This window comes from Streptomyces sp. NPDC006551, from assembly GCF_040611675.1.
Taxonomy (GTDB): Bacteria; Actinomycetota; Actinomycetes; order Streptomycetales; family Streptomycetaceae; genus Streptomyces.
This window is the reverse complement of the sequence record NZ_JBEXOT010000025.1, coordinates 17,802-41,272: the sequence shown is the minus strand read 5'-3', so window position 1 is coordinate 41,272 and position 23,471 is coordinate 17,802. Positions and strand designations below refer to the sequence as shown.

Here is a 23,471-nt window from a genome sequence, read left to right as displayed (position 1 = left end):
CCGGCTGCTGAGGCGGCTCTCGGGAGAGTCATGTCGTTCAGGAGCCGGAAGTTCAGAAGTCGAAGCCGAGTTGGCCCCCGCTTTCCAGTGCGGCCGCCTCGGCGGAGATACGGAATTTCTTGAGGTGCTGCCACCGGGGCATGGCGTCGAGGTACGCCCAGGACAGACGGTGGTACGACGTGGGGCCGCGTTCTTCGAGGGCCGCCTTGTGGACCGGCGATGGGTAGCCCGCGTTGGCGCCGAAGCCGTAGGCGGAGCACTCCTCCGCCCTGGCCTCCAGTTCGGCCATCATGGCGTCGCGCCGGACCTTGGCGATGACCGAGGCGGCGGCCACGGCGATACAGGACTGGTCGCCCTTGATCACCGTACGGACCTTCCAGGGGCTACCGAGATAGTCGTGCTTGCCGTCGAGGATCACCGCGTCCGGACGCATGGGCAGCGCGTCCAGGGCGCGGACGGCGGCGAGCCGGAGCGCGGCGGTCATGCCGAGGTCGTCGATCTCCTCCGGGGAGGCGTGCCCCAGCGCGTAGGCGGTGACCCACTTCTCCAGTTCCGCCGCCAGGGCTGTGCGGCGCTTGGGAGTGATCAGCTTGGAGTCGGTGAGCCCCTCGGGGGGCCGGCGCAGCCCGGTGACGGCTGCGCACACCGTGACGGGACCGGCCCATGCCCCTCGTCCGACCTCGTCGACCCCGGCAATGATCTTGGCGCCGGTGGTGGCTCGGAGCGATCGCTCGACGCTGTGGGTGGGTGGTTCGTACGGCATGGCGCCAGACAGGTTACGCCGATCCATGCCGCCCGCGATACCCGGATTCCCGTCGGATGTCCGAACCCGCCGCCGCACGCCTCTCGGCCGCGTCAGGGGCGAAGCAGCGAGACCATGATCTGATCGATCACGGCGGCGATCTCGGAGTCCGCCCATTCGCTGGCGCACATCTTCGAGCGGTACATCACCAACACCGGGATGACGTCGAAGAGCAGCTCGCCGGTGACGTCCGGCCGGACTTCACCCCGCCCGATTCCCCGCTGCGTCACCTCCCCGAAGAGGCGGGGCGGCGGTTCGATCACCCCGGTCACGATCAGCTCGTGGAACCGTTCGGCGGGCTCGCCGTCGCATTCGTGAATCACCGACCGCCGGGAGGGTGGCGGGACCCGCTCACCATCGGTTCGTTCGTGGCGGGCGCTGACGGTGTTCGGCAGCCTCCCGTCCCCCTCGCCTAGGGCAGGGGACGGGAAGCACAGTCGTACGGGGCTCGTCACGGCCGGACCGGATCAGGGGGCGTCGTACGGGTCGTCGTCACCGTACACATCGCCGTCACCGTCGGGGTCGTAGTCCTCTTCCCGGCTCGGCGTCCGGCACGCCTCGGGCGATCGTGTGAGGGCACGGCCCGCCAGGATCGCGCGGGCCCTCCTCTCCGACCAACTGGTGGCGTACCAACTGCCGTCGTCCTCACGGAGCCGGGCGTCGATGTCCAGCAGCGCGCAGGAGCGCTGGGGTTCGGGAAGCCGGTCGAGCGCGGGGACCGCATCGGCCGAGAGACCTTCGAGGTAGCGCACATCGATCTTGCCGAGCTCGGCGTACCGTTCGACATTGCGCTCGGCGACGAGGGCGTCGGGCGACACCAGGCCGAAGGCGAGGACCGCGGTGGCGGCGCTCACGGCCAGCGCACGGGGCAGGAAGCGCGCGCCGAACACTCCGGCCGCCATGATCAGCAGGAGGACCACGCCCAGCCAGATCTCCATCGCGGTGACCGAGACGCGCAGCCGGGTCAGCCCGTAGGCGTCGACGTACAGGTCCATCCTGCGCAGCGCGGAGGCGACCACGACGAGCGTCAGCACGCACAGCGTGCCGAGCACGGCGCGGACGAGCGCCCGGTCGCGGGGATCGGAGCGTGGCGCCCAGCGCAGGGCGAGGCCGATCACCAGGAGGGTGAGCAGGGTGGCCATGAGCAGCTGCCAGAAGCCCTGGCGGGCGTACTCGGAATAGGTCAGCCCGGTTTCACTGAGCACCTTGTCGTATCCGCCGAAGAGGACGGCGAGTTGGACCGCGTTGAAGGCCGCGAAGAGCAGGTTCAGGACGACCAGCGGAAGCGCCCACTCCAGGCGGGCACGCGCCCGTCCGGGCCGGACGACCACGCGGTCCCAGCGCAGGGGCGCGGCGGCGGTGCGGGCGAGGGAGATCGCTCCGAACAGGCCGAGCAGCAGGAACGAGAGCCGCCAGGGCGCCTGGGAGAGCGAGACGTCGGGAGTCAGCGAGCCGAGGAGATCGGCGAAGGCCGCGTCGGCTCCGGCGAACAGCGCGCCGAAGACGACGAGCAGCAGGACGGCCACGCCGACCGTGCGCAGGATCGGCCCGAGGCGGCCACGGGAACCGTCCGCGCGGTCGCGCAGCCCCCGCGCGACCCAGGTGGTGCCGGAGCCCAGGGAGTCGATCAGTCCGATCGGCCCGAGCAGCATGCTCGGCCAGCCCCTGCCCCCGTGCAGCGCGAAGGCGGTGAGCACCAGCGCGGACACGATGGCCAGGAATGTCGGCCAGCCCGCGTCCAGGAGCGCGGGTATGGCGAGAAGGGCGAGCCCGCCGACGGCCCAGACCAGGGTCCAGGGGCGCAGCCGACGGCCGGCATGACGGGCGGCGAAGGAGGCGGCGAAAACCGCCGGAGCGGCCACGATCATGAGGTTCAGGCCGATGCCGTCACCGAGCAGCAGGGCGCTGAGCAGGGCGGTGGCCAGGATCCCCCAGAGTGTCGGGGCGGTCACCCTCGCCGGTGGGTCGGGACGAAGCCGGGTGAGCCGGCTCTCGCGCGGAGGCATCGGGTAGCCCCAGGGCTGTTGCGGCGGCCTCGGTCCGCCCGGCGGACCGGCCGCCGGTCGCTGTTGCGGCCCGCGAGCAACGGACGGCGGCTGGTACGCCTGCGGTGCGGGTGCGCTCGGTCCTTCGGCCATGGGGCCGAAGGACGACTTCGGCTCGGCCGGAGCTCTGTTCTTCGATGGTTGTTCGGGCGTGTCGGACACGGGACCCCCTCCCGACCCGGCCCGCAGGCCATGACTGGCGGAAGACTGCGGTCCGGGTGTCTCATCTGCGCGCGCTCTTGTCATGATCAGCGCTTTCGGAGTGGCCGACTCTAACCGCGCTTCGGGCGATCGGCCCGGAGCGGACGCCGCTGTGGCAGGACCGTGACACTCCACTTCGGACAAGCGCGACGATCGGCCCTTACGAGGGGGCCGTGTCAGGGAGTCGCTCAGGCTCCCCGTCAGGGGCGTACAGCGGCCGGAAGCCAGTCCGGCAGTTCCTCGGTCTGCTCCAGCCAAGCGGCGGGCGGCGCGCCGGCCGCCGCGGAGGCGGCCACCCCACCGGCGATCGCGCAGGTGGTGTCGACATCGCCGCCCGCCTGCGCCGTCGTCCAGAACACCTGCTCGTAGTCGCCCAGGGCGCGGGCGGCCGACCAGAGCGCGAACGGAACCGTGTCGTGGGCGCTGGTGCGACGCCCGCAGCCGAGGACCGCCGCCACCGTGCCCGCGTCGCCGTAGTCGAGCATGTCGCGGGCCCGCCGCAGGCCGGCGCCGACGGCGCTGCGCGGTACGAGGGCGATGACTCCGTCGAGCAGGTCGGTGGGTGTCGGCGGACCGGCCGGATCCGCGGCCAGGGCCGCGGCGGCCGCCACGGCCATGGTTCCGACGACGGCCTCCCGGTGCTGGTGCGTGGTGTACGCGGAGATCTCGGCCTGATGGGTCGCCTGTTCCGGATCGTCCGCGTACCAGGCGCCGAGCGGGGCGATCCGCATGGCGGCTCCGTTGCCCCACGATCCCTGCCCCTTGAAGAGGGCGGAGGCGAGTTCCCGCCAGTCGCCGCCCTCCCGGACGAGCCGGAGCATCCGGTTGACCGCGGGGCCGTAGCCCCGGTCGAAATCGTGGTGCTCGGCGAACGACTGGGCGAGGGCGTCCTGGTCGATCCGGCCGTGCCGTACGAGCACGGCCAGGACCGAGCAGGCCATCTCGGTGTCGTCGGTCCACTGCCAGGGACCGGCCGGCAGCTCGCGTCGTTTCAGCAGCGGATAGTTGGCGGGGACGAAGAACTGGGAGCCCAGGGCGTCTCCCACGGTCAGCCCACGGAGACTGGCCAGGGCGCGGTCGAAGCGCCGGTCGAGAGAGAAGTCAGCGGTCATCGCTCTGCCACTCTATCCCGGTGTGGCCGTACGGCTCCGGCGTACGCCAGCGTTCGAACGGGCGGTCCAGGGTGTATCTGCCGTCCTCGCCCAGCAGCAGCATCCTCGTCTCCGCGTTGCCCGGATTGGACAGCGACTCGAAGTCGGCCACCGTCCAGTGGAACCAGCGCATGCAGAACAGGCGCATGGTCAGTCCGTGCGTGACCAGCAGTACGTTCGGCGGATGGTCCGGCGACTCGAAGCTGCGGTAGAGGCTTTCGAGGAACGCGCCGACCCTGTCGTACACATCGGCCCCCGACTCGCCCTGCGCGAAGCGGTAGAAGAAGTGCCCGTACGCGTCGCGGTACGCCTTCTGCAGGCGGACGTCGTCCCGGTCCTGCCAGTTACCCCAGTCCTGTTCCCGCAGTCGCGGCTCCTCCCGCACCCGGACCCGCCCGGGATCGAGCCGGAACGCCCGCAAGGTCTCGTGCGTACGACGGTACGGCGAGACGTACACGCTGACCCGTTCCTCCCCGAAGAGCTCCCGAAGCCGTTCCCCTGTCTCCTCCGCCTGCCGCCGACCCGTCTCGGTGAGCCTGAGCGCATGGTCGGGCTCTCGTTCGTACACGGTGTCATCGGCATTGCCCTCGGACTCTCCGTGCCGTACGAGAACGATGCGCCGCGGTCGTGCCATGCCACGACCCTAGATCGCCCGGTCCGGACGGGCTCAGCCGCCTAGACGTCCGGAGTCCATCCGGCGTATCCGGCCGGTGAAGCGGCGGCGCAGCTGCCGGTCGTGGGAGACGACGATCAGCGCGCCGGGCCACTGCTCCAACGCCTCCTCCAGCTCCTCGACCAGAGCCAGCGCCAGGTGGTTGGCCGGCTCGTCGAGCAGCAGCAGGTCGGCGGGTCGGGCCAGAAGTCGGGCGAGCGCCAGGCGCCGGCGCTGCCCGGCCGAGAGGCTCCCGACCGCGACCCGGAGGTCGGCCGGGCGGAACAGCCCGAACGAGAGGAGCAGTTCCTCCCGCTCGTCCTCGGCGAGAGCGAGTCCCCGCCCGAAGGCGTCGAGCAGCCGCACCGCGGGGCGGTCGACCGGTATCTCCTGGGCCAGGAAGCCGATGCGTCCCGCGCGGCGGACCTCTCCCGTGTCCGGCTCGACGAGACCCGCGGCGACGCGCAGCAAGGTGGACTTGCCCGCGCCGTTGTCGCCATGGATCAGCAGCTTCTCGCCCGCCCGGACGGTCAGGTCGTCGATGGCCAGCCGGTCCGCCACGCGGACACCGGTCAGGGTGACCAGGTCTCCTCGGGCGCCCCCTGCGACCGGCCGGGCGGCGAAGGCGAGCGGCCTCGGAGGCTTGGTGACAGGGTCGGCCCGCAGTCGGCGCAGCCGCTCCTGCGCGTTCCGCACCCGCCCCGCGATGGATGCCTGGACCCGCCCGCCCGCGCGGTCGTAGGCCATTTTGTTGTTGTCCTTCATGGAGCGGCCGACGGCGACCCCGTGGGCGGTGGTCGCGGCGAAGACCTCGAGCCGCTCCGTCTCCTCGCGCCACTCCTCGTACGCCTGCTCCCAGCGTCGCCGGGCGGCCGCCCGCTCGGCCCGGTATCCGGCGTACCCGTCTCCGTACCGGACGACGGTGCGCCGGTCGGCGTCGACCTCCAGGATCGCGGTGGCCACCCGTTCCAGGAAGACCCGGTCGTGGGAGACGGCCACGACGGTGCCGTGATGGGCGAGGAGGGCTCCTTCCAGCCAGTCGAGGGCCCGGGCGTCCAGGTGGTTGGTCGGCTCGTCCAGGAGGAGGACCTCGGGCGCAGCGGCGACCGCGCATGCGATGCCGAGCCGGGCCTGTTCGCCGCCCGAGAGGCTGCCGAGCCGCCGCTCCCTTCCAATACCCGTGAGACCGAGGCCGTGCATCGCCTTGTCGATACGAGCGTCCGCCTCGTATCCGCCACGCAGCTGGAAGGCGGTGAGCAGGTCGCCGTACTCGTCGAGAAGGCTCCCGTTTGCCGTGGCGAGCTCGGCTTCGAGTTCCCGGAGCCGCCCTTCCATGGCGCGGAGATCGGCCAGAGCGTCGTCGATCGCGTCGGCGACGGTGTTGTCGGCAGGCTGTCGGGGAGTCTGCGCGACCACTCCCGTACCGCCGTCTGTCACGGTGACGGCCTCGCCCTCGTCGGGTGCGTCGAGCCCGGCGAGTATGCGGAGCAGCGTGGACTTGCCCGCGCCGTTCTCCCCGACGACCCCGATCCGCTCTCCGGGGCGCACGGTGAGCGAGACCTGGTCGAACAGCAGCCGGTCGCCTCGGGACACGGTCACGTCACGCAGAGAAATCTGTGTGGGCAAGGGCGCCTCCAACGGCACAAACAGCGATTCGGACAGAGGGAAAGGACGCAATCGGGCTGCTAAATGCAACTTCGGTCGCGTTACGAAGAGTGTGGCACACTCGACCTCACTAACGCAACGGGAGTAGCAATTGAATGGTTCGATCGAAGGGTCCCCGGCGCCCGCGCCCGGCAGCCGCCGTCCGGGGGGCCGCACGGCGAGGACGCGCGCCGCGGTTCGCGACGCCGTTCTGACGGGGTTGGCGGAGCACGGCTATCCGGCCCTCACCGTCGAGTACGTGGCGGAGCACTCCGGCGTGCACAAAACGACGCTGTACCGCCGTTGGGGCGGCCTTGAGGGACTCGTGGCGGATGCCCTGGATCTCGCGGGCGAGGACGGCTGGACCCCGCCGGACACCGGCAGCCTCGACGGCGATCTACGGGCGCTGGCCCGCGAGGTGGTCGACTCCTTCGCCGATCCGGCGGCGGCCGCGGCTCCGACCGCGTTCGTCGGCGCCGCCTTCCAGTCGGAGCGGGCCGCCGACGCCCTGCGGGCCTTCTACACCGAGCGTTTCGGCCGCTGCGAGATCGTCGTCGCGCGCGCTCTGGCCCGCGGCGAAGCACCCGCCGGCACCGACGCCGGCGCGGTCGTGCGCGCGGTGTCGGCGCCCCTCTTCCTGCGCCTCTTCGTCACCCGCGAGCCGGTCGACACCGCGGTCGCGGATCAGGCGGCCCGGGCGACGTCCGCGGCGGTCACGGCAGGTGCCTTCGTCACGGAAGGCGGCGGGGCCGAGGACAAGACCGACGCTGTCCGCGCCACCGATCGAGTCCCCGATCCCGATCCAGCCCCTGACCCGAACACCACCCCCGACACCGCCGGTTGACCACACCGCGCCGGTCACACCGTCCAGGACGGCTCGAGCTGCACCACGTCCCCTGCCAGCGCCGCCACATCGGCCTCCGTCTGGGCACGCAGACCGAGCCGCTCGACCCGTTCGACCCGGTACTTCCCGTGCTCCGCCGCCGACCGCCACATCGACAGCACGAGGAACTCGCACCCCGGCGCCTCGCCGAACACCCCGCGGAGCATCCCGGGAGAACCGGCCATGGCCGGATTCCACACCTTCTCCTGCATGAGCGCGAAGTGCTCGACCCGGTCCTCATGAACACGGCAGTGGGCAACCCGGGCGACGTCGGCATCCGTGAACCGCGGCTCGAAACCCGTCTTCACGTCGAAGCGGTGATCGAAGAGCTTGACCTGGGCATTCTTGAATGTGCCCGCCTGCGCGGCCGCGAGCCGGTCGTGCGACCGGGCCATGAACGAGTCGTAGAACGCCCGGCTCTCCCAGAACGCGAAGACATGGGCGACATCGGGCCGTCCTCGGCTCCATCCTCCGCCCTGTCCCCGGAATCCCGGCTCACCCAGCAGCCCCGCCCATTTCCGCTGCCCCCGCTCGAACCCCCGACGGTCCACAACGGTGCAGCGAATCCACTTGACCAGCACCGCGCCATCGTACGGGCCCGGCCATGGGCCCCGTGAGACTACGGAGAAGTGCGGTCTCACCAGACCCGACGACTCCTCGTCACCCAGTTCGATACCGACGTCGACAGTGATCACCCCAGCGGGTGCCGTGTCACCACCCCGCGAGGGAACCGCATGACACCATGGGCAAACCGCCCGGGACCACGGGCAGTTGACCAGACACGGCAAGCGACGCGTACGTAGAGAGGGGATTCACCGTGAGCGGTCTCAACAAGGGGGTCGGCAAGGTCGAGGTGACGCTCAAGTGGGACCCCAGCCCGATGGGCGCTCCGGCGCACGACCTGGATCTGATCGCAGGGGTCTACACGGCGGACGATCCGTACGGATCGCCCGCCTATCTCGTGCACTTCGGGAGCCGCTCCCCCGACGGCACCATCACGCTCAACCGCGACAGCCGTACGGGGCAGGGGTTCGGCTACGACGAGGCGATGACCCTGGAACTGGACCGCCTCGCGCCGCACTACGCGCGCGTGGTGGTGGGTGTGGCCATACAGCAGGGTGGCGGACGCCGGACGTTCGGCGACATCACCCACGCCGGCGTACGCGTGCGTGAGGGCTACACGGAGCTCGTGACCCACGACTTCACCGCCGTGGCCGACGCCACGGCGGCGACGATCATCGAGTTCAGCCGCGACGGAGACAGCGGTTGGTCCTACCGGGCGACACCGCGCGGCTTCGATTCCGACCCGCAGACCTTCACGACACTGATGGGCGCCCAGCACTCCTGAGCCCTGCCTTCGAGCAGGACACGAAGAAGGGGACCGGCCATGGACCGGTCCCCTCCCGGCGCACCCTGGCGCCGCCGGCCAGGCGGCACAGACGCCGAGGGCGGTGGCGCCGGGAAAACCGGCGCCACCGCCCTGACAGGAGCTTCACCCCCGAGGGGGCCCGGGATCAGCTGCAACCGCTGGTCGAGCCGCAGCCCTCGCAGATGTAGCAGGAGCCCGCTCGCTGCATCTTCGTACCGCAGGAGAAGCACAGCGGCGCGTCGGCGCTGATGCCCAGCTGCATCTCGACGAGCTCCGCCGAGGTGTGCGCCTGCTTCGGCGCGGCGGCCTCGGTCTTCGCGGCCGGGGCGACAGCCTTCAGCGTCTCCGTCTGCCGGGGGGCGGACTGGGCCAGACCCTCGACGTCCACCTCGTCGTCGGCGGGCTCGTAGGAACCCGTCTCCAGGTGACGCTGACGCTCCTCGGCCGAGTGGATGCCGAGCGCGGAGCGCGTCTCGAAGGGCAGGAAGTCCAGCGCCAGGCGGCGGAAGATGTAGTCGACGATCGACTGCGCCATCCGCACGTCCGGGTCGTCCGTCATACCGGCCGGCTCGAAGCGCATGTTGGTGAACTTGGAGACGTAGGTCTCCAGGGGCACGCCGTACTGCAGACCGACGGAGACGGCGATGGAGAAGGCGTCCATCATGCCCGCGAGCGTCGAACCCTGCTTGGACATCTTCAGGAAGACCTCGCCGAGACCGTCGTCCGGGTAGGAGTTGGCGGTCATGTAACCCTCGGCGCCACCGACCGTGAAGGAGGTCGTGATCCCCGGGCGGCCCTTGGGCAGACGCTTGCGGACCGGGCGGTACTCGACGACCTTCTCGACGGCCTCGCGGATCGTCGCCTCGGACTTCGCGGTGACCTCGACCTTCTCCTCCTCCTTCTTCTTGGCGGAGAGAGGCTGGCCGACCTTGCAGTTGTCGCGGTAGATGGCGAGCGCCTTGACGCCCATCTTCCAGGCCTCGAAGTAGACCTCCTCGACGTCCTCGACCGTGGCCGTCTCCGGCAGGTTCACGGTCTTGGAGAGGGCGCCGGAGATCCACGGCTGGATGGCCGCCATCATGCGGACGTGGCCCATCGCGGAGATGGAACGCTCGCCCATCGCGCAGTCGAAGACCTCGTAGTGCTCGGTCTTCAGACCGGGCGCGTCGATCACATTGCCGTGCTCGGCGATGTGGGCGACGATCGCCTCGATCTGCTCCTCCTGGTAGCCCAGGCGGCGCAGGGCCTGCGGGACGGTGCCGTTGACGATCTGCATCGAGCCGCCGCCGACCAGCTTCTTGAACTTGACCAGGGCGAGGTCGGGCTCGAGGCCGGTGGTGTCGCAGGACATCGCGAGACCGATGGTGCCGGTCGGGGCGATGACCGAGGCCTGGGCGTTGCGGAAGCCGTTCTTTGCACCGAGACGGATCACGTCCTGCCAGGCCTCCGTGGCGGCGGCCCAGATCGGCGAGTCGAGGTCGTCCATGCGGACGGCCGTGGTGTTGGCGTCCGCGTGCTGCTTCATGACGCGCTGGTGCGGCTCGGCGTTGCGGGCGTAGCCGTCGTACGGGCCGACGACCGCGGCGAGCTCGGCGGAGCGCTTGTACGACGTACCGGTCATCAGCGAGGTGATGGCACCGGCCAGGGCGCGACCGCCGTCGGAGTCGTACGCGTGGCCCGTCGCCATCAGCAGGGCGCCGAGGTTGGCGTAGCCGATGCCCAGCTGGCGGAAGGCGCGGGTGTTCTCACCGATCTTCTGGGTCGGGAAGTCGGCGAAGCAGATGGAGATGTCCATCGCGGTGATGACCAGCTCGACGACCTTGGCGAAGCGCTCGGACTCGAACGACTGGTTGCCCTTGCCGTCGTCCTTGAGGAACTTCATGAGGTTCAGCGAGGCGAGGTTGCAGGACGTGTTGTCCAGGTGCATGTACTCGCTGCAGGGGTTCGAGCCGTTGATACGGCCGGACTCCGGGCAGGTGTGCCAGCGGTTGATCGTGTCGTCGTACTGGATGCCCGGGTCGGCGCAGGCCCAGGCGGCCTCGGCCATCTTGCGGAACAGCGACTTGGCCTCGACCTCCTCGATGACCTCGCCGGTCATCCGGGCGCGCAGGCCGAACTTGCCACCGGACTCGACGGCCTTCATGAACTCGTCGTTCACGCGGACCGAGTTGTTGGCGTTCTGGTACTGGACGGACGTGATGTCGTCGCCGCCCAGGTCCATGTCGAAGCCCGCGTCACGCAGGGCGCGGATCTTCTCCTCCTCCTTGACCTTGGTCTCGATGAAGTCCTCGATGTCGGGGTGGTCGACGTCGAGGATGACCATCTTGGCCGCGCGGCGGGTGGCGCCACCCGACTTGATCGTTCCCGCGGAGGCGTCGGCGCCACGCATGAAGGAGACCGGGCCTGAGGCGTTGCCGCCGGAGGAGAGCAGCTCCTTGGAGGAGCGGATACGGGAGAGGTTCAGGCCGGCGCCGGAACCGCCCTTGAAGATCATGCCCTCTTCCTTGTACCAGTCGAGGATCGACTCCATGGAGTCGTCGACGGACAGGATGAAGCAGGCGGAGACCTGCTGGGGCTGCGGCGTGCCGACGTTGAACCAGACCGGCGAGTTGAAGCTGAAGATCTGGTGCAGGAGGGCGTAGGCCAGCTCGTGCTCGAAGATCTCGGCGTCGGCGGGCGAGGCGAAGTAGCCGTACTCCTCGCCGGCCTTCGTGTAGGTCTTCACGATCCGGTCGATGAGCTGCTTGAGACCGGTCTCGCGCTGCGGGGTGCCGACGGCCCCGCGGAAGTACTTGCTGGTGACGATGTTGACCGCGTTCACCGACCAGAAGTCGGGGAACTCGACGCCACGCTGCTCGAAATTGACCGAGCCGTCGCGCCAGTTGGTCATGACGACGTCACGACGCTCCCAGACCACCTCGTCGTACGGATGCACTCCGGGGGTGGTGTGGATGCGCTCGATACGCAGGCCCTTGCTCGCCTTGGATCCCTTGGCGCGGGAACCTCGTGCTGCCGGACCGCTCGCCGTCTCTGTCATGCCGCCTCCCATATACGGGCAAAACACCCTGAAGTGCCCAGATAATCCCAGGGCACCGTCTTCTTGTCTGCTGCCATGAGCACCGCACAGGCGCTCGTGGCACGTCTTTTCGGCCGCTCGGCGACCGGTCTCGCCGGACCCCCGGTCCGGCCCGCCGGTCAGTCGGCGGCGGTGGCGGGAACGGGGACCTCGAGGGTCGCTCCGGTCCCGCGCTCCACTGCGGGAGGCCGCTGCCCGCGGAGTTCCGCGATGGCGGCCTCGAAGTCGTCGAGGCTGTCGAAAGCCTTGTAAACGGATGCGAAGCGCAGGTACGCGACGAGGTCGAGCTCCTGCAACGGGCCGAGGATGGCCAGCCCCACGTCATGGGTGGTCAGCTCGGCGCTCCCGGTGGCGCGCACCGCCTCCTCGACCCGCTGGCCGAGCTTGGCGAGGGCGTCCTCGGTCACGGGCCGCCCCTGGCATGCCTTGCGCACGCCGGAGATGACCTTGGTACGACTGAAGGGTTCCGTCACGCCGGACCGCTTGATCACCATCAGCGAGGCGGTCTCCACCGTCGTGAAACGACGGGAGCAGTCGGGGCACTGGCGACGGCGGCGGATCGACGTGCCGTCGTCGGTGGTGCGACTGTCGACGACGCGGCTGTCGGGGTGCCTGCAGAAGGGGCAATGCATGGTTCCGACCCTCCCTCACAGCACGACTGAATAGCCCCGCCGGGCCCGTCAAGGCCCCTCGAAGCGACCACCAGCATAGGCGATGCGTACGGTCCCGGCCGACCGGGGACCACAACTTCTAGGTGGCTGATGCAATCCAACCACTAGATCTGGGGGCGAAGCGCGTTTTCCTCGCGTCGCGCGTGTCGCGCGACGCGGTCGCCCGCGATCGGGGACGAGAGTACGGGAAGAGCGCGGCGCCGCCGATTCGGGGCCCTCGGGTGCCACACTTGAAAGGCACCCCGCCACCCTGCGGTACGGCGGGGAAGGCTACCGTAATGACCGATTCCCACTGCGGTCCGGGCCTGCCTATACACCCACCTGCACGAACACGTAAGGCAATCTGCGAATTTTCACTCGAACGTGTGTTTGGCGCAACCTTTCGAAAGCCACTACCGTTGTGCCAGCCAGGGAGACCATTCGAGAGGGGCCGACGACGTGACCACCACCGCAGACAGTGCCACCATCACAGCCCAGGACCGCTCCCAGGGCCGATTCGAGCCGGTGCATGCCATGAACGACACAGTCATGAACGGGGACGGGGAGCCCGGCCGGCCCGCGCGCTCGTTGCCCGGACGCCCCCCAGGAATCAGGGCCGACAGCTCCGGCCTCACGGACCGGCAGCGGAGGGTCATCGAGGTCATCCGGGACTCGGTCCAGCGACGCGGCTACCCGCCGTCGATGCGTGAGATCGGCCAGGCGGTGGGTCTCTCCAGTACGTCCTCGGTGGCGCACCAGCTGATGGCCCTCGAGCGCAAGGGCTTCCTCCGCCGCGACCCGCACCGCCCGCGGGCCTACGAGGTGCGCGGCTCGGACCAGCCCAGCACCCAGCCGACGGACACCACCGGCAAGCCGGCCGCCTCGTACGTTCCCCTGGTCGGACGGATCGCCGCCGGCGGTCCGATCCTCGCCGAGGAGTCGGTCGAGGACGTCTTCCCGCTGCCCCGGCAGCTGGTCGGCGACGGCGAGCTGTTCGTCCTGAAGGTCGTCGGCGACTCGATGATCGAAGCCGCGATCTGTGACGGCGACTGGGTCACGGTGCGCCGCCAGCCTGTCGCGGAGAACGGCGACATCGTGGCCGCCATGCTCGACGGCGAAGCCACGGTCAAGCGCTTCAAGCGCGAGGACGGCCATGTCTGGCTGCTGCCGCACAACGCGGCGTACCAGCCGATCCCCGGCGACGAGGCCACCATCCTCGGCAAGGTCGTCGCCGTACTGCGGCGGGTGTGACGCCACCTCGCCGGCTCTGACCGGGCCCCGGGACCCACTGCGCCGGTCTCGGGGCCCTGCCGTGTCTCCTGCCACCTCAGGGGCTTGTCTCAGACTCCCGCCGCCGTGGACGCCGCGTCGATCGCGGCGAGCGACTTGCGCACCTGGTTGCGGTCCGTGGTGTACCAGAAGTCGGGCAGCGACGCCTTCAGATAGCTGCCGTAGCGCGCCGTGGCCAGCCGTGGATCGAGTACGGCGACGACGCCGCGGTCGCCCGTGGCCCGAACCAGTCGGCCGGCGCCCTGGGCCATCAGAAGTGCCGCGTGCGTAGCCGCGACGGCCATGAAGCCGTTGCCGCCGGCTTCCTCGACCGCCTTCTGCCGCGCGCTCATCAGCGGGTCGTCCGGGCGCGGGAAGGGGATCTTGTCCATCACGACGAGCTGACAGCTGGCCCCTGGGACATCCACCCCCTGCCACAACGAGAGCGTGCCGAAGAGACAGGTCTTCGGATCGGCCGAGAAGTTCTTGATCAGCTCGCCGAGGGTGTCCTCCCCCTGGAGCAGGATCGGGAACTCGGGGATGCGGGTGCGGAGCTCCTCCGCCGCGAGTTGAGCCGCCCGCATGGAGGAGAACAGACCGAGTGTGCGGCCGCCCGCCGCCTGCATCAGCTCGGTCAGCTCGTCCAGCATGTCGCCGCGATCGCCGTCACGCGCGGGCCGGGAGAGGTGCTTGGCGACATAGAGGATCCCTTGCTTGGGGTAGTCGAAGGGCGAGCCGACGTCGATGCCCTTCCACATCGGGATGTCGTCACCCTCGGTGCCCTCCGGCGCCAGCCCCAGCGAGGCTCCGACTCCGTTGAAGTCGCCCCCGAGCTTCAGGGTGGCCGAGGTGAGCACCACGGACCGGTCCGCGAAGAGCTTCTCCCGCAGCAGCCCGGAGACGGAGAGCGGGGCGACCCGCACCGAGGCGCCGAAACGATCGTGTCGCTCGTACCAGACGACGTCGTACTCGGACCCCTGGGTGATCCGCTCGGCCACACCGTGGACGGTCTCGACCGAGGCCATGGCCTGCCTGCGCACGGCGTCCTCGTCCTGGACCGACTTGTCGCGGGTGGAGCCGAGGGCCGTGATCACCGCACGAGCCGCGTCACGCAGCGCCATCAGCGCATAGGCCAGGTCCTCCGGGATCTCCTCCAGGCGGCCCGGCAGGGCCAGCTCCATGACCCTCTCGAAGCCTTCGGCGGCGGTCTGCAGCTGATCGGCGATCTTCTCGTCGACCAGCTTCGCGCTCCGGCGTACGGCCCGGTTGACCTGGCCCGGGGTGAGTTCGCCGGTGGCGACGCCGGTGACACGGGAGACCAGCTCGTGGGCCTCGTCCACGATCAGCACCTCGTGCTGGGGCAGGACGGGGGCGCCCTCGATCGCGTCGATGGCCAGCAGGGCGTGATTGGTGACGACCACATCGGCGAGCTTGGCCCGCTCTCGGGCCGCCTCGGCGAAGCACTCCGCGCCGTACGCGCACTTGCTCGCTCCCAGGCACTCGCGGGAGGAGACGGAGACCTGGGCCCACGCGCGATCGGAGACACCGGGCGTCAGGTCGTCGCGGTCTCCCGTCTCCGTCTCGTCGGACCAGTCCCGCAACCGCAGCAGATCCTGGCCGAGCTTGCTCGTCGGTGCGGCGGCCTCGAAGGGGTCGAAGAGCCCGTCCTCCTCGTCCTGCGGAACCCCCTCGTGGAGGCGGTGCAGACAGAGGTAGTTCGACCGCCCCTTGAGCATGGCGAACTCCGGGCGCCGGCGGAGCTGCGGATGCAGGGCGTCGACCGTGCGCGGAAGATCGCGCTCGACCAGCTGACGCTGGAGGGCCAGCGTGGCGGTGGCCACCACCACGCGCTCCCCGTGCGCCAGTGCCGGGACCAGATAGCCGAGGGACTTTCCGGTACCGGTGCCGGCCTGGACGAGGAGGTGGGAGCTGTCGTCGATGGCCTCGGCAACGGCCTCGGCCATGGTTACCTGGCCAGGCCGTTCCACACCGCCGACGGCGGAGACTGCGGCGTGGAGGAGATCGGGGAGGGATGGCTTCGTCATAGCGCCTCCACCCTACGGCGCGGGACTGACAGTCGGATCACGCGAGTGGATTCGGGACGGTTCCGTGGACGGCCGCGTGCGGCCGCGCGGGGCGGTCCCGGTAGCCGTCCAGGTGCAGACGGTTGCGGTTGAGACAGAGACGCTTGATTCGGGGTGTGAGGAGATCGAACAGCTCGAACCGTTCCTTCAGCTCCGGGAAGCGCGTCTGGTGACGGATGATCTCGGCGCGGACCAGGGCCCAGAAATCCTTCTCGGGGAACCCGAGTTGTTCGTCGCAGAGCGGCGCCAGGTAGCGGAGGACGCCCACGAAGAGCCCTGAATGGATGAACTGCGTGAGGAAGTCGGGTTCCTCCGTGAGCAGGACGGCACGGACGTCGTCCGGCATGGCGTCGTGCTCGGGGAGCGGCCGGGCGCTGATGTTGACGTCGTCGACGAAGTCCTTGATCGCCAGCCGCACGGGGACGTCCCGGTCGTCGTAGACGACGATGGCGTTCTCGCCGTGCGGGGAGAACACGGTGCCGTACCGGTAGAGGAAGCGCAGCAGCGGGGGCAGCAGGGCCCTGAAGAGGTGCTGGAGCCAGACGGCGGGGGCGAGGCCGGACCGTTCGACGAGTTCGGCGACGAAGGCGCGGCCGTTCGGGTCGGTGTGCAGGAGGGCGGCGAGGGTACGGGCGCGCTCTCCGGGCGGTAGCCGCAGCGGCTCGCGCCAGATGACGCCGAGGAGTTCCTTGTACTGGTACGGGACCTCGGGCAGCCGGTCGTAGAGGGGGTGCTGGACGGTGACGGAGGCGACCTCACCGAGGAGGATCACGCCGCACTCGTCCCGCAGGAAAGGGTCGGCGTCGCGCAGGCCGTGGACCCAGGAGGTGACGGCCGGGGCGGCGAGGGTGCGTTCCGTGGGCAGTCCGCGCCAGACGAGGGTGTTGAGGACGGAGAGCGGGAGTTTGACGGTGTGCCGGTCGGGCCGGCTGGTGTTGAGGAACGTACGGATGGACTGCTGCGGCAGGCGCAGGTCGCCGTCGGTCCGGTGGAGCGGGACGATGGCCCCGGCGGCGACGGCGGGGGCGTAGAGAGGGAGCAGGATCTCGTCCCACTGCCAGGGGTGGACGGGCATCAGGAGGTACGTCGCGGGATCGAGGCCGCGGCCGCGCAGTTCGGCGTCGAAGGCTTCGCGGACCTCGGTGTCGAGCTCGCGTGCGTAGAGCCGGTCGGCGGTTTCGAGCCCGGGGACTCCTCGGTAGGCGGCGAGGTCGGTGCTGACGGCGATCCAGGGGAGGTGGACGGCGCGGCGGGCCTCGGGGGCCCAGCGGGCGGTGTCGGAGGCGGAGAAGCCGATGCGGCCCTTGTTGAGGACGAGCCATGGGTGGCCGGTCTGATGACCTTCGAGTTCGGCGTATCCGAGGTCGGCGAGCCGGTCGGCGGTGAGTGCCGAGTGGTGCAGACGGGCGTCGGCGGCGAGGGTGGTGGTGAGTTCGCGGATGAGATGGCCGAGAGTGGCGCCGTCGATGCCGAGGAGCCGGCGGACCCGGACCAGGAAGTCGAGGGGGTCGGTCAGCGGTCGGCCGTCGAGCTCGATCGAGTCGGGTGCGACGCGCCAGCTGCCGTACGCGCCGCGGCGGGCGGAGAAGGTGAGCGCCGCCCCGTCGTCGAGGCGCAGGACGTACCGACCGGGGCTGCCCGGGCCGTCGGTGGTGACCGGCTCGATGATCTCCTCGTACGCGAACTCGCCGAGGGTCTTGGCGAGAAGGCGTGAGCACGCCCGGGTCCAGGCGTCAGGGGTGAGCTCGGCGGGTGAGAGCAGTGCGGAGTCATGAGTGACTGGGGACGACGGCACGGGGACTCCTCTGGGTGGGAACCGCTGTGGGGCGAGCGGTCCATGTAAGGCAAAGGGGCGTTCACAGGACGTGACGGAGGGCGCGGTCGCGGACCATGAGGGCGGCTCGTTTGTCGGGGAGGTCAACTTCCGCGGAGAAGCGGAATCCGGCGCTCAGGAAGGCTGAGACGGAGGGGGTGTTGCGCAGGTCGGGTTCGGCGATGACACGGGTGCATCGGGGGCGGTGGCCGAGGACGAGATCGGCGACGGCTCGGAGGAGGGCCGTGCCGACTCCGCGGCCGCGGTCGGCGACGCTGCCGATGAGCAGATGGACGCCGGTGTCGTGGGGGCGGGCGGGGTAGTGCCGGGCGAGCGGGTCGAGGTCGGCGCGGTAGAGCTCGAAGTAGCTCATGGGGGTGGTGTCGAGGAGTCCGAGGCAGGGCACACTGCGGCCGTCGCCTTCGAGTTGGGCGCGGAGGTGTCCGGCGGTCACGGTCTCCGGGCCGGACAGCTCCCAGAAGGCTGCCACGGCCGGGTCGTTCATCCAGCGGCTGATGAGCGCGAGGTCTCGTTCGATCCGTACGGGGACGAGCTGGAACGTGCCGATCGGGGTGGTGGCCGGGCCCCAGGTGGCGACGGAGTCGAGCAGGTCGCCGTCGGTCGTCGCCGTGGGCTCGCCGACTGAGAACAGGGCGACGAGTTCGTCGGGGAGGCGCAGGTCCAGGGTGTCCTCTCCGGCCGTGTCGGCTGGGGAGAAGGGGCTGGTTCCGGTGTCGGCGAAGGCCTCGGTGTCGGTGCTCGCGTCGGTGGGGGGCACGGTGGCGCTCTCCTCTCGGCAGTGCGGTCGGAACGGGGTCTTTCAGGGGCGGAGGGGGTTGGTGATGGTGACGTAGACGGACTGGGTGTCGACGGGGCCGACGAGCTCGTCCAGGCCGTGCAGGCGGGTGAGGAGGTTGGCCTTGCAGCGCAGCGTCGCGGCCTCCAGAAGCCGGTGCGGCAGGGGTGAGCCGAGGCTGCCGGCGGAGGCGAGGAACCGGCGGAGGCCGGCGAGCAGGACGCGTTCGTCGGCGAGGCGTTGGGAGCCGAAGGCCCCGATGAGACCGAGGACGTTGTTGATGCCGAGGTAGTAGGCGAAGCGCTCGTCGGTGACCTGGTCGGAGACGAAGGTGTCGCTGGCGGTGCCGATGCCGGGCAGGCGGCTGTCGAGTTCATCGCGGTGGGACTCGCGGAAGTAGTAGCCCTGGTTGTCGCGGTAGCGGCCGCCGACGGGCCAGCCTTCCGGGTCGAGGAGGACCAGGGTGTTCTGCTGGTGGGCCTCCAGGGCGACTCCGGCGACGCCGTCGAGCCAGAGCACGGGGCGGACGACGTGGTCGAGATAGCGCAGGAACCACTCGGCGGCGACCGCCGTGGTGGGGCGGCCGGTGCGGGTGGCGAGACGGGTGACGATCTCGGTGAGGCGGGAGCGCATCCGGGTGGTGCCGGGCCACGGCCGTGGGGCGGTGAGGGCGGCGATGCAGACGGCGTCGTCTCCGGTGGCGAAGGGGTTGTGGCGGACCATGACGTCGAGTCCGGGTACGGGGTCGCCGTCGGGAGTGTCGACCGCGAGCCAGGCGGGGTCGCGGACGATGTCGAATCCGGGGTGGGCCGCCTGCCACTGGTCGACGAGCCCGGTGCGCAGGAGGCGGTGGACCTCCACGCCGCGGTGGAGCTCCTTGCGGAGGTTCTCGCGGCGGGAGTTGGTGATGCGGACGCCGAGGGAGAGCTTGAGCATGGCCCGGGCGCCGGGGCGGTGCACGGTGCGGACGGAGGAGGTGGGGTGCCAGGCGGCGCCGTGGGGGCCGAGGTCGTGGAGGAGACCCGCGTCGAGGAGGGAGGCGACGGTCGGGCGGTGGAGCAGTTCGCGGGCCTGCCAGGGGTGGAGGGGCAGCGGCACGGTGCCGGCGGGAAGGGCGAGGCCCGCGGCCAGACCGGTGGCGAGCTGTTCGGCGGTGATCGGGCGGCCCTGCTCGGTCCAGGCGGAGTCGGAGGCGAGGACGGTGCGGTCGACGGCCATCCAGTGCAGGGGGAAGGAGCCGTACAACTCGGGTGAGTAGAGGCGGGCTTCGGCTTCGGAGAGTCCTTCGCGGCTCTTCGGAGTCGGATGGAGGGGGTGGCCGAGGAGCAGGGACTGTTCGGCGGTGAGGAAGAGGTCGGCGTCGGGGCGGGGGCTTGGGCGGCGGCGCCGGTCGGCGATGAAGTCGGCGGTGCGACGGACGGAGTCGGCGACGCGGCCGACGAGTTCGGTGCCTTCCGGACGGCCGGTCTCGCGGCTGAGAAGGGCGGCGACGGTGACGGCGTCGGCCAAGGGTGCCGAGGTGGGGAGGCCTTCCAGGGTGGGGACGCCGAAGCGGTGCCAACCGGTGGGCGACCAGTACAGGACGGGAACGAGGAGGGCGGTGCCGCTGGCTTCCAGGGGGATGCGGAGAGTGCCGGAGTCGGGGGCGGGGAGGTTCTTCTCCCGTGCCCAGCAGCGCAGCAGGTTCTCGATGGTCGCGGCGTCGGCGGCCCTCTGCGGATCCGGGTCGTCGAGGTGGTCGTGGCCGGCCGCGGCGGATGGTGCGGGAAGGGGCGCCGCTGGCGACATGGGCGCGGGCTGGGGATCGAACGGACCGGAGGGCTGGCGGGGGACGGTGGCCTGCTCGACGGTGACCGGGCCGTGGGCGGCGCTGCCGGTGTCGGACGCTTCGGAGGCGGGGGTGGCGTTCACGGGGGGCTTCCTTGTGGGGGTGTCCCGGGTTCGGTCCGGGGTCAGTGGGACGGTCCGGTGGCGTTCCGGCGGTGCGTGGACCGGGCACGCGTGGGCGGGCCCGGGCGGTGGGCGCGTTCGGCGGCGGCCAGGGCGTCGGCGAAGCGATCGAGGACCGCCGCGGCCTGCTCGTCGGTGAGGGTGAGCGGGGGCAGGAGACGGACGACTCCGGAGTGGCGGCCGCCCAGTTCGACGATGAGGCCGCGGTCGAGGCACTCCCGCTGGACGGCCACGGCGAGGGCCGGGTCGGCGGGCGGGGCGGGGGAACCGGGGTCCTCGGCGTAGGGGTCGACCAGTTCGACGCCGATCATGAGCCCTCGCCCGCGCACGTCGCCGACGCAGGGGTGGTCGGCGGCGAGGCCCTGGAGGCGGCCGAGCATCCTCGCCCCGAGGGTGGCCGCGCGGTCGGCGAGCTTGTTCTCCCGTACGTACGCGAGGGTGGCGGCTCCGGCGGCCATGGCGAGTTGGTTGCCGCGGAAGGTGCCCGCGTGGGCGCCGGGCTTCCAGGCGTCGAGTGCGCGCCTGTAGACGATGACGGCGAGCGGGAGGGAGCCGCCGATGGCCTTGGAGAGGACCATCACGTCGGGGACGACGCCACTGTGCTCGACGGCCCAGAAGGTGCCGGTGCGGCCGACGCCGGTCTGGACCTCGTCGGCGATGAGCGGGATGGAGCGCGAGGCGGTGATCTCGCGCATCCGGCGCATCCAGGCGTCGGGGGCGGGGATGACTCCGCCTTCGCCCTGCACCGGTTCGAGGATCATGCCCGCGGGGGTGGGGACGCCGCTCTTGGGATCGTCGAGCAGGTTCTCCGTCCAGCGGGCGGCCAGTTCGGCGCCCCGGTCCCCGCCCACGCCGAACGGACAGCGGTAGTCCTGCGGGTAGGGCAGCCTGGTGACCCGTACGTCCGTGGCGCCGCCCGAGGCGTCGAGGGCTCCGGCGGTCATGCCGTGGTAGGCGCCGGTGAAGCTGAGCAGTCCGCTGCGTCCGGTGGCCGTGCGGACGAGCTTGAGGGCGGCCTCGACCGCGTCCGTGCCGGCCGGTCCGCAGAACTGGATGCGCGCGTCGTCGGCGAGTCCGGCGGGCAGTGTGGCGAACAGCTCCGTGGTGAAGGCGTCCTTGACCGGGGTGGCGAGGTCGAGGACATGGAGCGGGGCGCCGGAGTCGAGGACCTTCCTGACGGCCTCCAGGACCACCGGGTGGTTGTGCCCGAGGGCCAGACTCCCCGCGCCGGAGAGGCAGTCGAGGTAACGGCGGCCGTCCGCGCCCTCGATGGTCAGTCCCCGGGCGCGTACGGGAACGATCGGCAGTGAGCGGGCATAGGTGCGCGCCGCCGATTCGCGTAGCGACTGACGGCGCAGGATGCCCTCATGGGCGCCGGTCTCGGTCGCGGTCCGCCCGCCCTCGGGCGCGTGCGCGGCCGGTGGTACGGCCGGAGCTGATTCGGTCAGGGCCACGGCTCGGTGTCCTCCCGCTGTAACGGTTGCGTTGCACATCGGTACGTTGCGCGACCGTGCGAACGCCGGCCCTGAACGCTGCCTCCGTGTCCCCCGTCCGTACCAACGACGAGGGATCGCGGGGATCACGGGCCAGTCACAAGTTCGTCGGGCCGTCCCGGATCACGTCCCGGCAACGGCTGTACGAGGGGCGGAACCGCGGACCTGCCGCACGCCGTCCACTCCGGCACCGGCATCATGGGGGCCGCGCTTCGGCACCGGTCACGGCGTCGTCGCACTTCACCGCTGTTCACTCATGCACAAGTTGACGTAGTTCCCAGGGGGATCACGAGATGCGATCGATTCGTCCGCTGCTGGCCTCGGCAGCCGCCGTCGCGGCCTTGACGCTGACGGCGACGGCCTGCGGCCCGACCGAGGAGATAGCGGGAGACAAGCCCAGCGCTCCCGCGAGCCCGTCCACCGGCGACAAGATCACGATTCCGGACGATCTCAAGGACCGGCTCAAGGAGCGCGGGATCGACCTGGACAAGTGGAGGAACGGCGAGTGGAAGAACTGGGACCGCGACAAGTGGCTGCGTGAGGCCAAGGACTTCGTCAACCCGATCATCGAGGACCTCTGGGACCCGGACCGGATGCGGGACGCCGAGCGCCCCGACAGGCCGGTCGAGGAGGAGGACATCTCGGGTGACGAGGGTGTCACCGACCCGACCCCCGATCCGGTCAGGGCGAAGGCCGTGACGCCGCCGTACCACTCCGGCGCGCCGGAGGCGGGCAAGGTCTTCTTCGACGGTCCCGAGGGCTCGATGGTCTGCTCGGCCACGGTCGTGAAGGACCCGGCGAACCCGGGGAAGTCCAACATGGTCTGGACGGCGGGCCACTGCGTGCACGCCGGCAAGAAGGGCGGCTGGTACCGCAACATCGCCTTCGTCCCCTCGTACAACGACAGCGGCAAGCCGACCGCCCAGCTGGAGAACGCGACCCGCGAGGAAGTCGCTCCGTACGGCGTGTGGTGGGGTGACTGGGCGCAGACGTCCGAGCAGTGGATCTCGCAGGGTGCGGCGACCGGGGGTCAGGGCGCCCCGTACGACTTCGCGGTGATCCATGTGACGCCGGAGAAGGGCAGCACGGGCAAGTCGCTGGAGGAGACGGTCGGTGCGGCGCTCCCCGTGGAGTTCAACGCGCCCGCCACGTCGAAGATCGCGAGCATCACGGCGACCGGTTACCCGGCGGGTGCGCCGTTCGACGGTCAGAAGATGTTCCAGTGCCAGGACAAGCCGGGCCGCCTGTCGGTGAAGGCGGAGCAGCCGACTATGTACCGGATCGGCTGCACCATGACCGGTGGTTCGTCCGGTGGCGGCTGGGTGGCCCAGGGCAAGGACGGGAAGCCGGCGCTGGTGTCCAACACCTCCATCGGTCCGGTGACGGCCGGTTGGCTGGCCGGTCCGCGCCTGGGCGCCGAGGCCAAGGGCATTTACGACGAGGTCAGCAAGAAGTACGCAGGCCGGTAGTCGTCCTCGGTGAGGAGGCGGGGCCCCGCGGGGTCCCGCCTCCCGCCTACGGGCATACTGTGCACCGCTAGTGACGCGTTCATGGCAACCAATCCCATGGCAGAGCCGGGGCGCGGGAAACATC

General features: G+C 70.6%; 17 protein-coding genes and 1 pseudogene. 4 read left to right on the top strand and 14 right to left on the bottom strand.

Going from position 1 to position 23,471, the window contains the following annotated elements; translation table 11 throughout:
- Positions 1-52: 52 nt before the first annotated feature.
- The 6 genes from ABZY12_RS21790 to ABZY12_RS21765 form a co-directional block, all read right to left on the bottom strand.
- Positions 53-763: a ribonuclease HII gene (locus tag ABZY12_RS21790; RefSeq protein ID WP_356892725.1), complete on the bottom strand. Its 711-nt coding sequence runs from the start codon at positions 761-763 to the stop codon at positions 53-55.
- Between the two features lie 92 nt (positions 764-855).
- The gene (locus ABZY12_RS21785) at positions 856-1,125 is read right to left on the bottom strand and encodes a TetR-like C-terminal domain-containing protein (protein ID WP_356892723.1); all 270 of its coding nucleotides are present in this window, start codon (positions 1,123-1,125) and stop codon (positions 856-858) included.
- Between the two features lie 144 nt (positions 1,126-1,269).
- The gene (locus tag ABZY12_RS21780) at positions 1,270-2,940 is read right to left on the bottom strand and encodes a DUF4173 domain-containing protein (protein ID WP_356892822.1); all 1,671 of its coding nucleotides are present in this window, start codon (positions 2,938-2,940) and stop codon (positions 1,270-1,272) included.
- Positions 2,941-3,248: 308 nt separating this feature from the next.
- Complete coding sequence (locus ABZY12_RS21775) at positions 3,249-4,160, bottom strand: ADP-ribosylglycohydrolase family protein (RefSeq protein WP_356892721.1); 912 nt, start codon at positions 4,158-4,160, stop codon at positions 3,249-3,251.
- Positions 4,150-4,833 carry a histidine phosphatase family protein gene (locus tag ABZY12_RS21770; protein WP_356892719.1) on the bottom strand — a complete coding sequence of 228 codons (684 nt, stop codon included), beginning with the start codon at positions 4,831-4,833 and terminating at the stop codon, positions 4,150-4,152. The genes ABZY12_RS21775 and ABZY12_RS21770 overlap by 11 nt, the downstream gene beginning before the upstream one ends.
- A gap of 33 nt (positions 4,834-4,866) precedes the next feature.
- Positions 4,867-6,477, bottom strand: a complete 1,611-nt coding sequence (locus ABZY12_RS21765; protein ID WP_356892717.1) for an ATP-binding cassette domain-containing protein — start codon at positions 6,475-6,477, stop codon at positions 4,867-4,869.
- A 130-nt stretch (positions 6,478-6,607) separates the two neighbouring features.
- Here ABZY12_RS21765 and ABZY12_RS21760 point away from each other — a divergent pair.
- Positions 6,608-7,225 (top strand): annotated as a pseudogene (locus tag ABZY12_RS21760) (TetR/AcrR family transcriptional regulator); the annotation flags it as partial.
- Positions 7,226-7,353: 128 nt separating this feature from the next.
- Here the strand turns inward: ABZY12_RS21760 and ABZY12_RS21755 are convergent.
- Positions 7,354-7,959: a YdbC family protein gene (locus ABZY12_RS21755; protein ID WP_356892715.1), complete on the bottom strand. Its 606-nt coding sequence runs from the start codon at positions 7,957-7,959 to the stop codon at positions 7,354-7,356.
- 236 nt (positions 7,960-8,195) lie between these two features.
- On the opposite strand from ABZY12_RS21755, the gene ABZY12_RS21750 reads away from it, so the two are divergent.
- Positions 8,196-8,726: a TerD family protein gene (locus ABZY12_RS21750; protein ID WP_356892713.1), complete on the top strand. Its 531-nt coding sequence runs from the start codon at positions 8,196-8,198 to the stop codon at positions 8,724-8,726.
- Positions 8,727-8,892: 166 nt separating this feature from the next.
- On the opposite strand, the gene ABZY12_RS21745 is transcribed toward ABZY12_RS21750, so the two are convergent.
- Both ABZY12_RS21745 and nrdR read right to left on the bottom strand, forming a co-directional pair.
- On the bottom strand, positions 8,893-11,784 hold the full coding sequence (locus tag ABZY12_RS21745) for a vitamin B12-dependent ribonucleotide reductase (RefSeq protein ID WP_356892711.1): 2,892 nt from the start codon (positions 11,782-11,784) through the stop codon (positions 8,893-8,895).
- A gap of 158 nt (positions 11,785-11,942) precedes the next feature.
- On the bottom strand, positions 11,943-12,455 hold the full coding sequence (gene nrdR / locus ABZY12_RS21740) for a transcriptional regulator NrdR (RefSeq protein ID WP_356892709.1): 513 nt from the start codon (positions 12,453-12,455) through the stop codon (positions 11,943-11,945).
- 477 nt (positions 12,456-12,932) lie between these two features.
- Between nrdR and lexA the strand changes: the two genes are divergently transcribed.
- Positions 12,933-13,724, top strand: a complete 792-nt coding sequence (gene lexA / locus ABZY12_RS21735) for a transcriptional repressor LexA (protein ID WP_356892707.1) — start codon at positions 12,933-12,935, stop codon at positions 13,722-13,724.
- 89 nt (positions 13,725-13,813) lie between these two features.
- Here lexA and ABZY12_RS21730 read toward each other — a convergent pair whose 3' ends face one another.
- From ABZY12_RS21730 to ABZY12_RS21710, 5 genes are all read right to left on the bottom strand, one after another.
- Positions 13,814-15,787, bottom strand: coding sequence for an ATP-dependent DNA helicase (locus tag ABZY12_RS21730; protein ID WP_356892705.1), 1,974 nt, complete (start codon positions 15,785-15,787; stop codon positions 13,814-13,816).
- A gap of 37 nt (positions 15,788-15,824) precedes the next feature.
- Complete coding sequence (locus tag ABZY12_RS21725) at positions 15,825-17,621, bottom strand: IucA/IucC family siderophore biosynthesis protein (protein WP_356892703.1); 1,797 nt, start codon at positions 17,619-17,621, stop codon at positions 15,825-15,827.
- A gap of 61 nt (positions 17,622-17,682) precedes the next feature.
- The gene (locus ABZY12_RS21720; RefSeq protein WP_356892820.1) at positions 17,683-18,324 is read right to left on the bottom strand and encodes a GNAT family N-acetyltransferase; all 642 of its coding nucleotides are present in this window, start codon (positions 18,322-18,324) and stop codon (positions 17,683-17,685) included.
- A 135-nt stretch (positions 18,325-18,459) separates the two neighbouring features.
- The gene (locus ABZY12_RS21715) at positions 18,460-20,346 is read right to left on the bottom strand and encodes an IucA/IucC family protein (protein WP_356892701.1); all 1,887 of its coding nucleotides are present in this window, start codon (positions 20,344-20,346) and stop codon (positions 18,460-18,462) included.
- A 41-nt stretch (positions 20,347-20,387) separates the two neighbouring features.
- A complete protein-coding gene (locus ABZY12_RS21710; RefSeq protein WP_356892699.1) occupies positions 20,388-21,839 on the bottom strand; it encodes a diaminobutyrate--2-oxoglutarate transaminase family protein in 1,452 nt (483 codons plus the stop codon).
- Between the two features lie 332 nt (positions 21,840-22,171).
- On the opposite strand from ABZY12_RS21710, the gene ABZY12_RS21705 reads away from it, so the two are divergent.
- Positions 22,172-23,347, top strand: a complete 1,176-nt coding sequence (locus tag ABZY12_RS21705) for a hypothetical protein (protein ID WP_356892697.1) — start codon at positions 22,172-22,174, stop codon at positions 23,345-23,347.
- Positions 23,348-23,471 lie beyond the last annotated feature (124 nt).

Bases quoted from the DNA above. Each gene is read 5' to 3' on its own strand.
- ABZY12_RS21775 (WP_356892721.1), bottom strand. From the start codon at position 4,160: ATGACCGCTGACTTCTCTCTCGACCGGCGCTTCGACCGCGCCCTGGCC.
- ABZY12_RS21780 (WP_356892822.1), bottom strand. From the start codon at position 2,940: ATGGCCGAAGGACCGAGCGCACCCGCACCGCAGGCGTACCAGCCGCCG.
- ABZY12_RS21705 (WP_356892697.1), top strand. From the start codon at position 22,172: ATGCGATCGATTCGTCCGCTGCTGGCCTCGGCAGCCGCCGTCGCGGCC.
- ABZY12_RS21790 (WP_356892725.1), bottom strand. From the start codon at position 763: ATGCCGTACGAACCACCCACCCACAGCGTCGAGCGATCGCTCCGAGCC.
- ABZY12_RS21745 (WP_356892711.1), bottom strand. From the start codon at position 11,784: ATGACAGAGACGGCGAGCGGTCCGGCAGCACGAGGTTCCCGCGCCAAG.
- nrdR (WP_356892709.1), bottom strand. From the start codon at position 12,455: ATGCATTGCCCCTTCTGCAGGCACCCCGACAGCCGCGTCGTCGACAGT.
- ABZY12_RS21730 (WP_356892705.1), bottom strand. From the start codon at position 15,787: ATGACGAAGCCATCCCTCCCCGATCTCCTCCACGCCGCAGTCTCCGCC.
- ABZY12_RS21770 (WP_356892719.1), bottom strand. From the start codon at position 4,833: ATGGCACGACCGCGGCGCATCGTTCTCGTACGGCACGGAGAGTCCGAG.